The 13,159-nt window shown below is 53.7% G+C and carries 12 protein-coding genes and 3 pseudogenes; 11 read left to right on the top strand and 4 right to left on the bottom strand.

What is annotated here, in order from left to right:
* The first annotated feature begins 37 nt into the window (after window positions 1–37).
* From ACF0H7_RS17800 to ACF0H7_RS17760, 9 genes and pseudogenes are all read left to right on the top strand, one after another.
* Entirely contained in the window at window positions 38–727 is a 690-nt protein-coding gene (locus ACF0H7_RS17800) for a flavodoxin family protein (RefSeq protein WP_397448218.1), read from the top strand.
* A gap of 54 nt (window positions 728–781) precedes the next feature.
* Window positions 782–1,402, top strand: a complete 621-nt coding sequence (locus ACF0H7_RS17795; RefSeq protein WP_397448217.1) for an isochorismatase family cysteine hydrolase — start codon at window positions 782–784, stop codon at window positions 1,400–1,402.
* Window positions 1,403–1,619: 217 nt separating this feature from the next.
* Window positions 1,620–2,609, top strand: a complete 990-nt coding sequence (locus ACF0H7_RS17790) for a zinc-binding dehydrogenase (RefSeq protein ID WP_397448216.1) — start codon at window positions 1,620–1,622, stop codon at window positions 2,607–2,609.
* Window positions 2,610–2,656: 47 nt separating this feature from the next.
* Window positions 2,657–3,439, top strand: a complete 783-nt coding sequence (locus ACF0H7_RS17785; protein WP_397448215.1) for an SDR family NAD(P)-dependent oxidoreductase — start codon at window positions 2,657–2,659, stop codon at window positions 3,437–3,439.
* A 68-nt stretch (window positions 3,440–3,507) separates the two neighbouring features.
* A pseudogene (locus tag ACF0H7_RS17780) lies at window positions 3,508–3,648 on the top strand (NAD(P)H-dependent oxidoreductase); the annotation flags it as partial.
* Window positions 3,648–4,760 carry an HlyD family secretion protein gene (locus tag ACF0H7_RS17775; RefSeq protein WP_397448214.1) on the top strand — a complete coding sequence of 371 codons (1,113 nt, stop codon included), beginning with the start codon at window positions 3,648–3,650 and terminating at the stop codon, window positions 4,758–4,760. The pseudogene ACF0H7_RS17780 and the gene ACF0H7_RS17775, both read left to right, overlap by 1 nt.
* A 34-nt stretch (window positions 4,761–4,794) precedes the next feature.
* A complete protein-coding gene (locus tag ACF0H7_RS17770) occupies window positions 4,795–6,339 on the top strand; it encodes an MFS transporter (protein ID WP_397448213.1) in 1,545 nt (514 codons plus the stop codon).
* 159 nt (window positions 6,340–6,498) lie between these two features.
* Window positions 6,499–6,699, top strand: coding sequence for a hypothetical protein (locus ACF0H7_RS17765; RefSeq protein WP_397448212.1), 201 nt, complete (start codon window positions 6,499–6,501; stop codon window positions 6,697–6,699).
* A gap of 353 nt (window positions 6,700–7,052) precedes the next feature.
* Window positions 7,053–7,505 carry a MarR family winged helix-turn-helix transcriptional regulator gene (locus tag ACF0H7_RS17760; protein ID WP_397448211.1) on the top strand — a complete coding sequence of 151 codons (453 nt, stop codon included), beginning with the start codon at window positions 7,053–7,055 and terminating at the stop codon, window positions 7,503–7,505.
* Between the two features lie 63 nt (window positions 7,506–7,568).
* On the opposite strand, the gene ACF0H7_RS17755 is transcribed toward ACF0H7_RS17760, so the two are convergent.
* From ACF0H7_RS17755 to ACF0H7_RS17740, 4 genes and pseudogenes are all read right to left on the bottom strand, one after another.
* Window positions 7,569–8,564 carry an aldo/keto reductase gene (locus ACF0H7_RS17755; RefSeq protein WP_397448210.1) on the bottom strand — a complete coding sequence of 332 codons (996 nt, stop codon included), beginning with the start codon at window positions 8,562–8,564 and terminating at the stop codon, window positions 7,569–7,571.
* Between the two features lie 296 nt (window positions 8,565–8,860).
* Window positions 8,861–10,534, bottom strand: a complete 1,674-nt coding sequence (locus ACF0H7_RS17750) for an MFS transporter (protein ID WP_397448209.1) — start codon at window positions 10,532–10,534, stop codon at window positions 8,861–8,863.
* Window positions 10,535–10,600: 66 nt separating this feature from the next.
* Entirely contained in the window at window positions 10,601–11,041 is a 441-nt protein-coding gene (locus tag ACF0H7_RS17745; RefSeq protein WP_397448208.1) for a tautomerase family protein, read from the bottom strand.
* Window positions 11,042–11,229: 188 nt separating this feature from the next.
* Window positions 11,230–11,630: pseudogene (locus ACF0H7_RS17740) on the bottom strand (LuxR C-terminal-related transcriptional regulator); the annotation flags it as partial.
* A 51-nt stretch (window positions 11,631–11,681) separates the two neighbouring features.
* Here ACF0H7_RS17740 and ACF0H7_RS17735 point away from each other — a divergent pair.
* Both ACF0H7_RS17735 and ACF0H7_RS17730 read left to right on the top strand, forming a co-directional pair.
* Window positions 11,682–11,867: pseudogene (locus ACF0H7_RS17735) on the top strand (zinc ribbon domain-containing protein); the annotation flags it as partial.
* Window positions 11,868–12,378: 511 nt separating this feature from the next.
* The gene (locus tag ACF0H7_RS17730) at window positions 12,379–12,948 is read left to right on the top strand and encodes a YSC84-related protein (RefSeq protein ID WP_397448207.1); all 570 of its coding nucleotides are present in this window, start codon (window positions 12,379–12,381) and stop codon (window positions 12,946–12,948) included.
* Window positions 12,949–13,159: the final 211 nt, after the last annotated feature.

Raw genomic sequence — 13,159 nt, 5'->3', positions numbered from 1 at the left:
CCGCTTTACGGCCACCTTGCCCATAACAGGAGAACAGATGGCCAGCATTGCGATCGTTTACTCATCGGGACACGGGCACACAAGAACAGTGGCAGAACATATCAAGATTGGCGTGGACGCTTTTCCGGGTGCGAAAAGTGACCTCATTGAGATTGTGCCGGCTCATATCACTGAAAATGGTCGCTGGGAAAACGAGGACATCATGACGCGTTTGGCCACAGCAGACGCAATCGTTTTCGGTGCTCCAACCTACATGGGATCGGCTCACGGTCTGTTTAAGCTTTTTCTCGAGACCGGGTTTACGCCGTGGCTGGGGCAAGAGTGGAAAGACAAAATCGCCGCAGGTTTTACCAACTCTGCCTCTCGGTCGGGCGACAAGCTGATTGCGTTGGAGCAAATGGCAGTCTTCGCCGCACAGATGAGTATGGTCTGGGTCGGCGTGGGGGATCAGCCGGGTGGCAACTACTCTGATAGTCGCTTTTCGGATGTGAACGTAAACGGTTCCTGGTTGGGGCTGATTACTCAGAGTGTTGCAGACGGCACAGCGGAAACCGCTCCCCACCCTGGCGACAGGCTGACTGCAGAAAGATTTGGTCGGCGCATTGCCCGGACAACGGCACGCTGGATGATGGGCGCGCAAACATACCCTGTGCAGTATGTGAGTGAAGACGAGGCCCGTCGCCGAAACATTGCCGGGATTGAAGAATGGCGTCGATTTGACGATTAGTAAGTTTAAGTTTTAGCCGGGTTTTTTACACAGAGCACAATTGGAGTATTCGAAATGACGCACAGCTACTCAACCGCTGACACTGCGCTTCTGCTTGTCGACGTTCTCAATGATTTCCTCGATGACAACGGGAAAATGGCTAGCGCAATTGGTCCGATGGTTGAAAAGACCAATCTCAAACCTAATCTCCACCGTTTGTTGGAAGGCGCGCGTGCCGCCGGCGTTAAAGTGTTTTTTGTTCCACACGGTTTTCACGAACACAGTTTTGACGGCGTGAAGCATGTCCTGCCACGTTGGCAGGGCGCACTGGATAATAAAGTTTTTTGGATCGGCGAATGGGGCTCGGATTTCTACGAACCCCTGCGTCCAATTGAGGGTGAGACCATCATCAGTCGTCACCGCAGCTTCAATGCGTTTGAGGGCACTGACCTGCATGAGCATCTCAAGGCTGCAAAAATCGAAAATGTGGTATTGGCCGGCCTGACCTCTAACACCTGTATCCAGGTGACCGGCACCCAGGCCCTTGAGTCTGGATACCATGTGACGTATCTCGCCGACGCCGTCGCCGAGTTTACGGAGGAAGTTCACAAGGTTGCGCTGGAGGTTTCCTATCCTGCCTTTGGCCACGAAGTGACCACGGTCGACGAATTCCTCAAGGCAGTCGTCCAGCCTTAAGGAGGGTTGAGGTAGGGGCGGAGTGTTTTCGGCTCCTACCTTGGTCAACCGGGAATCAACAGAATTGGTAATAACGAACATCGCGTTGGCGAGCTGGGAAGCCTGTCGTGATCACCTTAACTTGCCGTGCTGTGCAAGTTGTTGTGCGACGAATATATCAATTGACGGAGCGCTGAGTGATTTATTTATCCGCATCACTGCGGAGTGAGGAATGTCGATGAGATTGTCACAGCAAGTTATAGTTAATCGCTTTGGTGGTCCTGATGTTCTGACGCTGGTCGATGTCCCTGTTCCCGTGCCCATCGCGGGACAATTGTTGCTTAAAGTGGAAACGGCGGGCGTTCTTTATGGCGACGTGATGCGTCGTACGGATCGTTATCTGATTCCGACGATATTGCCTTATGAGCCGGGTACTGAAGTCGCCGGCACGGTGATAGAGGCTGGCCAGTCTGTCGGCGATTTTGAAGTGGGGGATCGTGTGTTATGCCGTGTTGCGTCCAAGGGCTATGCGCACTATGCGGTGGTCGATGCAACAAGGGCGATCCATCTGCCTGACGACATTGAGTTTGGCGCCGCAACCGCACTGCTGGCCCAAGGCATTACCGCTTATCTTTTGACTCATCAACTCGTCCCCCTGAAGGGAAAAACGGTCTTTATAGAAGGGGCGGCAGGTGGCGTTGGAACCCTGATGGTTCAACTCGCCCGTTTGTTTGGCGCCTCGCTGATCGTGGGCTCAGCCAGTTCAGAAACCAAACGCACTTTTGCGCGTAATAATGGCGTTGATTGTGCCATCGATACGTCCTCGGATAATTGGAGTCAGCAGATTCTAGACGTCACCAAGGGCAAAGGTATTGATGTTGGATATGATTCTTCTGGTGCAACGGTCAATGGTCTATTGGACTGTTTGTCCGAGTTTGGAACATTGGTCAAGTTTGGTCGCGGCGTGAATGAAAACCAAGTGATCGAACCCTCCAGGCTGGTTGAGAAAAATTTGAAGTTAGTGGGATTTTATCTGCCTGCCTACTTTAGCGTGGCTCACGCCCCAGTCCTGAGCGCGGCGACGGATACCCTGATCAAGCTTGCGGTGTCAGGTCAGTTAAAAATTCGAGTGGAGGGTCGTTACCCGTTATCAGAAGCGGCCGCTGCTCACAGGGAGTTAGAGGGCCGAAGGAGTATGGGTAAATTAGTGATCGAACCGTGGCGCTAACGTTCGTCTGTTCTGTGCGCCAGTGATTATTTTAGGTGGAGGTTGTGATGTCTCAAAGTGCTCTTATAACAGGTGCGTCATCCGGTATCGGTAAGGTCTACGCCGAGCATTTGGCACGCGCTGGCTATGATTTGGTTATCGTCGCTCGGCGCAAACCGCTGTTGGATAGCCTGGCGCTTCGTCTTACACAGGACTACGGCATCAAGGTTGAAGTGATTGAGGCCGATTTGGCGTCCTCGCAAGGGGTGACGGATGTTTGTAAGCGTATTGAAGAGGGCGCAAGGATAAACCTGTTCATCAACAATGCCGGGTACGCCGCCCGAGGGACAGTGGCAAGCCTGGACCCGGATGTGCTTGAAACGATGTTACAGGTCAACATTATCGCGATGAGCCGATTGTCCCACAGTGCGATGAAAAGAATGACCAAGGAGAAGAGCGGCAAAATAATCAATATTGCTTCAGCCACCGCCTTCATTCTTCTGCCTGGTAACGCAGGGTACGGCGCTTCTAAAACATACGTTCTGTCGTTCACTCGACACATGCAATTGGAAGCGCTAGGGACTGGAGTACACATCCAGGCGTTGATCCCGGGCGTGGTGGCGACAGACTTCCATCAACTGGCAGGTGCAGACCTCGCAAACTTCCCCCCGGAGCGGGTCATGTCGGCTGATGACCTGGTGTCGGCTTCGCTCAGCGCGTTGGAAATGGAAGAACTGGTTTGTATCCCATCGTTGCCTGAGGTCAAGGATTGGGAGGCTTACCAAGCGGCGGAAAAGGCAGTCGCGGCCAATGTATCGCGCAATCAGCCTGCCGCGCGTTACAGCCTGTAAAACCTGTTTTCGATGATTCTGACGCGCCATCAGCTCGTCATCGCTTGCGAATCTCATAGGTGTACGTAATGAAGTATTTCATTGTATTTGCTCATCCTGAGCCCGCTTCTCTTTCAGGCCATCTAAAAAAAAGTGCGGTCGTTGCTTTGGAGGCGGCAGGTCATGAGGTCGTTGTCTCTGATCTGTACGCAGTGAAGTGGAAGGCGTCATGACTGAGGCTCAGAATTTACTCGCTCCCGCCGCCACCGAAGTAAGGGCACCGTCCTCGACGTGGGGGCTGCTGGCTCGTTTAAGTGTGCTGATCCTAGCGCTTGGATGTATCTGGGTGTTTGCCGATAAATGGAGTTTTTGGACCGGTGTTTCTACGACTCAAACCACCGATGATGCTTACCTGGAAAGCGATGTAATCCCCTTGTCGGCAAGGGTTCCCGGTCTCGTCAGCGCGGTGCTGGTGAACGATTACCAGGTCGTGCACAAGAATGATGTGCTGGTACAGATTTTCGATGAAGACTATCAGGCACAGGTTGCACAGGCCAAGGCAGGTCTGGACAAGAGTCTTGCTCAGGTCGCCGTTTTTGAAAAGCAACGTGTCCAGCAGGAAGCGACGATTAATGCTTCGGCTGCGGGAGTCACAGCGGCCGCAGCCGGCGCTCAATTAAGCAGACAGGAAGCTGGCCGCCAGCACGACTTGCTTGCTCGTGGGAATTTTGCGTCCCAGCAAGCGGTGGACCAGGCGGATGCCAGCAACAAACAGGCTACTGCCGGTCAAGCTCAGCAACAGGCGCAGTTGATGGCGGTAAGGCGTGTATTGGACACCATCGCCTCTCAAGTCGTGGTGGCGCAGGCCGACGTGGCGAGTCAACGTGCAGCGTTGACGCTCAGTCAGATCAACCTTGGGTATACGCAAATCCGTGCGCCGAGAGACGGTGTGGTGGGTACTCGTCAAGTTCGAGCCGGGCAATACCTGGGGGTAGGCGCACAGGTCATTACGGTGGTTGGGTTGCCGGATATTTGGGTGATCGCCAATTACAAGGAAACCCAGATGACGAATGTGCGTCGGGGGCAAAAGGTCTCGGTTGAAATCGATGCGTTTCCGGGTACCGTTTTTCACGGACACGTCGATAGCTGGGCACCGGGTTCCGGGTCACGCTTCGCGTTGCTTCCGCCGGATAACGCAACGGGTAATTTCACCAAGGTGATTCAGAGGGTGGCAGTCAAGCTGGTGCTTGATGACTTGCCTGCGGAGAGCGTCGCTTCGTTATTGCGGCCTGGGCTTTCCGTGTCCGCGTCCATCGACACTTCCACCACGGAAAAACATTAGCATGGTGAGGAGTAACCGCGGGGTATCGCACCTCTTGCACTTGGTCGAAGTGGGGCGGGTGGAGTCAACCCACCCTTGGGTCGGCATTCTTGCGGTGATGCTTGCGGCTTTTGTGTCGACGCTTTCCAGTCGCTTGACCAATTTCGGCATTGCCGACATCGGTGCCGCACTGGGCGCGAGTGTCGATGAGCGCGCCTGGATCCCTACGTCGTTCAGCGTCGCGCAAATGCTGATGGGGCCTATAGCTGTGTGGCTGGGCCTGGTTTATGGCCCTCGAAGAGTCTTGATTGTCGGCGCGATTGTTTTCGGATTCGCTGAGCTTTTCCTGCCGATGTCGACAAGTCTTAACTCTTTTCTGGTTTTGCATTTTATTGCGGGGTTGGGTTCGGGGACGTTTGTCCCGCTGGCCATTGGCGTGGTGGTTCGCAATCTGCCAAAAGCAATGTTGCCGCTGGGTATCAGCGTCTACGCAATGAATCTTGAGTTGTCGCTGAACATAGCCGCCACGCTCGAGGGTTGGCACATTGACCATGGCGGTTGGCAATGGATCTTTTGGCAGAACCTGCCGCTGGTCCTCGGGCTGATCGTCTGCGTTTATTTTGGAATACCACGAGAGCCCACGAAGCTTGAGGTAAAGGGGAAGGGTGATTTCTGGGGTATGGCCTTTGCCGGGCTAGGGTTCTCTGTCATTTACGCTGCACTTGATCAAGGTAATCGCCTGGACTGGCTGTCGTCGGGGTTGATTGTTGGACTGTTGGTGTCTGGAGCAATACTGCTACTGGCCTTCATTGTTCATGGTTACCGCAATCCCAATGCGTTCATCGATTTCAAATTTCTGACTCAGCGCAACATTATTCAACTCGTTGTGTTGTTAACGATCGGCCGCCTGCTTGTACTGAGCAGCAACTTCATCGTTCCTCAGTTCCTGACTCAGGTAGCAGGCTTTCGACCGCAACAAGTGGGCGAAATCCTGCTCTGGGTCGCCCTGCCTCAGTTCATAATCGGGCCACTGGTTGGGGTAATGCTTCGCTACGTGGATGCTCGAGTTACGCTCGTCATAGGAATGAGCCTGGTTATTGTGGCTTGCCTGGCGGCTAGCCAATTGACGTCTCAGTGGTCAGAAACAGAGTTCGTACCCTCCATGTTGATGCAGGCCGTGGGGCAAACGATGTTTCTAACCTCCCTCATTTATTTCATGGTTCGCCATCTGAACCCCATCCAGGTCATTACATTCGGCGCGGTTGTCCAGATTGCACGACTGATGGGAGGGGAGTTGGCGAGTGCTCTGATTCAAACGTACACACGAGTTTCGGCGCAGATCCACTCGAACCTTCTGGGCATTCATGTCATGTCTGGCGATAGCATGGTCAGTGGCCGCATCGCTGGCTTCAGCCAAGGGGCTTTGACCCGCTTCGGCATATTAGATCCGGCCAACACCCCTAAAGCGATCGCGCTTTTGTCCGGCCAAGTTGGCAATCAAGCTGCAACGTTGGCGTATTCGGACTCCTTCCTGCTGGCGGCTGCGACTGCAGCTTTAGGGCTCGTGGTAATCATGTCGCTGCGATCGCCGCCGACTTGAAACTGAAATACAACCCGCCACGTCCCCTTTATTTGATTCATGCGCAACCTTCCGGCAAAGGGTCGCAGGTTCAGTCATTACCGGATATGACTTTACGCTTTAAAAAATGAAGCGTAATGTGGATGGCATAGTTTTCATAACAGGGTGTGGAGAGTTGAGATGGAAATAATCATAAACGAGCGCACTGACGACCACATGTCGCATGACGCAATCAATGCCAGTGTCACGATGTGGGACGTGTTGCAAGGCGGCGTGTTGGTCGGTGTTTACCATCGCGAATCCGACGCCCTGGCGTATAAGCAGCTACTGGAAAGCGGTGAGCTGGAGACGTTGACCCATGCCAAGGCAGCGCTGCTTTAGTACAGGGTATTGCGCATCGGCTGCAACGGCTGATGCTCTCCGGCAAAGGTTCCGGCCTTTATGGGAGGTTTTTTACACGCCCGCGAAAGTGGGCAAATGGCAAAACCCAAGCCCAGCGTTGAGCGTTTTCTGCTCCGTGGCGAGTTGCAAGACGCCTATCTTTAGCCCTAGGGCTGATTGTGCGCTGGATATTCCCGGCCCAAATGAACGCTATTCATACCTATCGACTGCCCACTGGGCAGACGAGACGGATGAATGCTGCGACAACGTCAGGTATGATATGTAGTTGTATGTGCATCTACTGTCATTTCTGTCGCCTTGTCCGAGCGGTCAGCGGCCAAAGGGAGTCATCCATGTTTACCGATTGCTATTGCACACAATTTCGTCGCGCGGCCAATTCGCTGACCAGTATTTACGATCGTGCGTTAAAACCTGTTGGGCTGAAAATTACTCAGTTCTCAATGCTGCGCGCGTTGGAGCGACTGGGATCGGCCACTTTTACCGAAATGGCGAAAGAGGCTGCGCTCGATAAAACCACCATCTCGCGCTCCTTGAAACTGTTGATCGACGCGGGCTGGGTGAGCATCAGTAATGAGCAAGACGCTCGATTCAAGGTCGCAAGCCTCAGCCCGGAAGGCACCAAAATGCTCAGGCAGGCAGAAGATTACTGGCGTCTTGCTCAGCGTCAGGTTGAAAAAGAATTTCAGAGTTTTCTGGTAGGACCCGTGGACACGGGCCTGCTCAAGGCGCTGGAAACTATTCAGCATGCAGGTAGCGAGGCTATTGGCGAGGATTGCGGTGCCTGATCGGCGTCCTGCGGTCTAATTCAAATAGTGATGGGTAGCACCCGCTACCCATCGAGCGGAAAGTTACTGGCTATCGGGGGTAGGCGCATTCGGGGAAATGAAACCCCGATCCCTCATCGCCTGCCAAAAACCTGTTGGGATTACCTTCTTCATTGCTTGAGTGTCTTCTGCTATCCGTGAAGGCCGACTGGCCCCCGGGATTACTGCCGCAATCAGGGGGTTGGCCAGCGGAAACTGCAATGCAGCTGCCTTGATATCCACGTCGTATTGTCGAGCAATCTCGTGGATGGTCTTCACCTTCTCAAGCATTGCTGCAGAAGCTTCCTGATACTCGAAGTGCTTGCCACCGACCAGCACGCCAGAGCTGTAAGGCCCGCCTGCGACAAACTCGGCATCTTTAGCCTTCGCCTTGGCGAACAGCCGTTGCAGGGGCTGCTCATGATCGAGCAGGGTATAACGGCCAGCCAACAGGAAACCGTCTGGACGGACGTCATCAAGATCAAGCGTCAATTCACAAGGTTCAACACGGTTCACTCCCAGACCCCATGCCTTGATGACGCCTTCTCCCTTCAGGCGCGTGAGCGCTTTGAATGCTCCCTTCCGGGCAATATTAAAGTGCTCGATCCATTCATTGCCATGGGCATCTTGCGCGACGTCGTGGACGAATACGATGTCCAGTCGGTCGGTTCCGAGGCGTGCCAGGCTACTTTCGATCGAGCGCAGGGTCGCATCAGCGGAATAGTCACTAAGCATCTTATTCAGGTTGCCCTGGCCGAACGGACCCGAGTGCGCAGATGTATGCAGTTCGTCAGAGATCAGGCGCCCCACTTTGGTGGCCAAGGTGTATTCGTCACGGTGGTGTTTTGCCAGGGCTTTACCCAAACGAGTTTCTGATAGACCTGCGCCGTAAACGGGTGCGGTATCAAAAAAACGGATGCCTTGGTCCCAGGCTGCTTCAACAGTGGCAATGGCTTCTTCTTCGTCAATCGCCCGGAACATATTGCCCAGGGGAGCGGCGCCGAAACCGAGTTGACCAATAATTTTATCTCTTAAGCTCATTTTTTACTCACGTCGTTATGTCGGTGGTCAGAGGTTTGCAACTTGCAGTGGGATAAGCGCCTTATGATCGATCACAGACTCAGGGGTTTTGGTAAAAATGACGGGAAATTCCGGCGCGATTTCGCCCTCTTTGACACTGTGATCAAAGCCAAATTTACTGAACTCAGCAGCGTGCTCGTGATAGTTCTTACCGACTCAGAAGATATTCCGTGACGGAGAAAGCGGGGGGAGAATTGTCGTTCCTTCGAGCGGAACTTCCTCTCCTCGCGCACCAAAGGCCGAATGAGACTTCTTACTCAAGTTAGATCGTTTTTATAGGTTTCAGGCAAGAAAATAAGCCCGACGACAAAGGACACCGCAGCGACCGTCACGGGGTACCAGATGCCGGAGTAAATGTTCCCGGTTGCTGCAACCATCGCGAACGCGGTCGTTGGCAGAAAACCACCAAACCAGCCGTTACCGATGTGATAGGGCAACGACATTGCGGTGTACCGGACTCGAGTGGGGAACAGTTCGACGAGAATAGCCGCAATAGGGCCGTACACCATGGCAACCATCAACACCAACGCGATTAAAAGCAGCATCACCGCCACGTAGTTGATCGCTGACACATCGGCTGTCGCAGGATAACCAACAGACCGGATGACACCCGTCAGTTGCGTGTTGAACGCAACCGTTTTCTCCGCGATTTCCGGTTTGCTCAGGGTGCCTGCTTCGAAGCTGGTAATGACGCTGTTACCCACTCTAACGAATGCAACGCTCCCCTTGGGCGCGTCTTCATTTACGTAGTTAACCGATGCCTTGGCCAGAAACGACTTGGCAATGTCGCACGACTTCACGAACTCCGATGTGCCCACAGGGTTGAATTGAAATGAGCAGGCTGTTGGGTCTGCCACGACGGTTACCGGAGCGCTGGCTTGTGCTGCTGCGAGCGCGGGGTTGGCGTAGCGTGTGAGCCCATGGAAGATGGGAAAGTAGGTCAGCGTTGCCAGGAGAAAACCAGCCAGGATGATGGGCTTTCTGCCGATTCTGTCCGAGAGTGTTCCGAAGAATACAATCATCGGCGTGCCTATCAACAAGGCGCCCGAGACCATAAGGTTCGCCGTCACCGTCTCGACTTTTAGCGTCTGCGTCAGGAAAAACAGCGCGTAGAATTGGCCGGCGTACCAGATAACAGCTTGGCCGGCGACCAGACCAAACAGGGCAATCAGCACCAACCGAATGTTTTTCCAGTTGCCGAAAGCCTCTTTGATCGGCGCTGAGGAGGTTTTTTTCTCTTCCTTCATTTTCAGAAAAACGGGCGACTCGTGCAGCGACATCCGTATCCATGCGGACACGCCAACCAAAAGTGCGGAGAAGAGGAATGGAATCCTCCAACCCCATTCGGAAAAGTGAGCCTCACCCATTGCCAGCCGTGTGCCCAGAATGATCAGCAGTGACAAGAACAACCCTAGTGTTGCGGTGGTTTGAATCCAGGAGGTAAATCGTCCTCGATTACCCTTTGGCGCGTGCTCGGCAACGTAGGTGGCGGCGCCACCATATTCGCCTCCCAGCGCGAGCCCTTGAATCAGCCGAAGCGCGATCAGTAATGCGGGAGCGGCGACGCCGATGGAGGCGTAGCTGGGCAGAATACCTACTAAAAAAGTAGAAGCTCCCATCAGCACGATGGTGATGAGGAAGGTGTATTTACGTCCGACAATGTCCCCTAAGCGCCCAAACACGAGGGCGCCCAATGGGCGAATGGCAAAACCCGCCGCAAACGCGAGCAGCGCGAAAATGAAGGAAGCGGTTTCGTTTACGCCGGAGAAAAACTGTTTGCCGATGATGGCCGCTAATGAGCCATACAAGTAAAAGTCATACCACTCAAAAACGGCGCCGAGAGAGGAGGCGAACACTATTTTTCGTTCTTCTTTCGTCATCCCGTGGGCAGCTAGTGGTTTCGCGGATGCAATGGGTGCCGTATTGGCCATGGTGACGTCCCCTATTGTGTTTGTTGTGGTCTGGGCAAATCGTCGAAATAAATGGGCGCTGATGATCTAGCTGTCGAGGTCAGCCAGGAAACGGCGGTCGTCTTCTGGAAGCCCTTGCAGCCAGGCTGCTTCCTCTCCAGGAGCAGGAAGGACATGACCAAATTCAACCATCGAGGTCGCTGGAATATCGGTGATATAGATCCAGACGCAACGCGCCGGAACTGAGGCGGCGTCAGTGACGGCCGACAGAATTTGCGCCATCAGTTCCTGTTTCTGCTCAGCAGATCGCCCAGCCCGAATGTGGCCGTGGATGTAAATGCTGTCGCCTTTGAGCGGCTTGCCACCAATGAAGAAATCGCCCGGATCGACTTCGCGAAAGATGACCTCGGCGAAGAAGCGTTGTGCACCGGTCGCACCGTGGTGTGCGTGAGTGATCCCGCTGGCGATTCGTTGTTTTTTGTCTGAGGTCAGACCTTTAACGGACAACGTGACGGTATAAGTTGGCATGGCGGATCTCCGGATTTTCTTGGTGATTGCGGGTATTCAAAACAGCTGCACACGAGATGGTTGTGCCTGCAACTATTATTAAAGCATCTAGCGGTTGTGTATACAACTATCTGTTTTTGATTTTTTTACCGCGAACTAACGTATTGAATTATAAGAATAAATATATTCTGACTTCACTCAGGCCGTGGTTATCGCGTGCTCGCCATCGCTGCCAATGCCACACACGTCGCGGCAGTCCGGGTTTCGACGCCGAGCTTGATGTAGATATGTTCAGGTGCTTGTTAACCGTTCGCGGACTCAACTGCAGAATATCGGCTATATCCTTGTTGGTCTTGCCGCAGCTTACCCAGCGCAGCACCTGAATTTCACGCTCGGTGAGCTGGAATCGGTTCGACAGTTTCTGATACGTTGGGCCGTCCTCAAATCCCACAGGCTGAGAAGCATTACGTGCCGACTGAAGTATTCGCGAGGTACGAAGATGAGATGCGACCCTCGCCAACACCTCATTGCACTGGATGGGTTTGGTCACGTAATCAATAGCGCCAGCCTCAAAGCCCTTAACGACATGCTCGCTGTCGGTCAGGGCGCTGTTGCCATCTAGGCTACGCGTTGCTCGGTTCGGCGCCAGTGCAGGTCCACATCAGCGGCGCAAACGAATGAGCGCAGCTCCAACGCCCCCAAAACCGTCACTGAATATCAGGACAGTCGCCGCCACCCCAGTGGGTGCGGTTGTTGCGGTCCTAGCAAGAAGCTAGAACCGACGAAAGCCAACCCTCATGCACTTAAAGGAAAGGCGGCGGGCCGACCCTGGATGATCAGCCATTAGCAGTTTGCAGATGATCGTCGGCGCCGAGATATTTGCTGCCGCTGCCTTACCTGATCGATACCGTCAGCGCGGGAACATCAACGGGTATCAGGTCGACGATACGGCACTGCCGCGAGCCCTTTCTGCGCCTCCATCGCACAATCCGTGAACAGGGGATTGGCGACTGCGAAGATCGCTTTTGCTTAACCGGATAAACGGTAAGCAACGATTTCAATCTTCACCTATTCTAAAAAACTGTGGAGTATAAAGAGTACTTAATGTTCAACAAAGTAATGATGATTTCGCTATGAAATAATCGCCACCCCCCAGTGGTTAGATGTCATAAGCTCTGAGAAATTACTCCGATTTTAATTGGCATATGTGCAGCATTTGACCCACCGCTTAATAGGATTAAAGTCTCATTTCCTGTGAGCAGCGACGCAATAAAGGTAAACCCCGTCAGTCGTTGGTCCGCAACGACTGTCGTCACGCAGGTTCCCCAGCGGCCAGTGCAGAAAACGGAGTATTCCTCATGATCAAATACCTTCGAATGATGGCAATGATTTCAATCGTCGCAATCACTGCGGGCTGCCAAATGGATCATTCAACTTCCGCCTCTGGTGCGATGGCTGTGGACACTGAGATGGACCAGGAGGCGAACGCGGCGTTAAAGAGTTTGTATACCAATACGCCGCAGGCGCGCATCCTCGCGCAGAAAGCCAAGGGTATCCTCGTTTTCCCTGATGTGGTGAAAGCAGGCTTCATCGCTGGCGCACACCATGGCGAAGGTGAATTGATCGAGAACGGCAAAGTCACGGGATACTACTCGACCACAGCAGCCTCATACGGCCTTCAGGCAGGCGTGCAGAGGTTTGGGTACGTGATGTTCTTCATGAGCGATTCCGCGCTGCGCGAGCTGAAAACTGGCAATGGGTTTGAGGTCGGCGTGGGCCCAAGCATCGTGGTCGAAGATGCTGGCACGGCCAAGTCGCTGACGACTTCAACGATTCAGTCCGATATCTATGCGTTCATCTTTGATCAAAAGGGCTTAATGGCCGGGCTGGGATTGCAGGGTTCAAAGATCACCAAGCTCAGTCGCTGAGCGCGTCGCCCGGTCGCTTTAGGTGGATACGGTGTGGCTGCGGTAATGCTGGTGCTAAACAGGTGGTTACTTTTTGGTTCGATGCACGCCGCCACGGTCCACAGATTAAAGCCAGCGGTCAGAACTGTTGATTCCTCGTATAGCCAACCCGGATTGACGAGAGGGTGTTCGCAGAATGTCCACTCACGCTCGTATCGTTCAATGCTTAATC

The organism is Pseudomonas sp. NA-150, assembly GCF_044336365.1.
In the GTDB taxonomy this organism is placed as follows: Bacteria; Pseudomonadota; Gammaproteobacteria; order Pseudomonadales; family Pseudomonadaceae; genus Aquipseudomonas.
The sequence above is the reverse complement of the archived record's forward strand: the minus strand, read 5'-3'. Positions and strand labels throughout refer to the sequence as shown.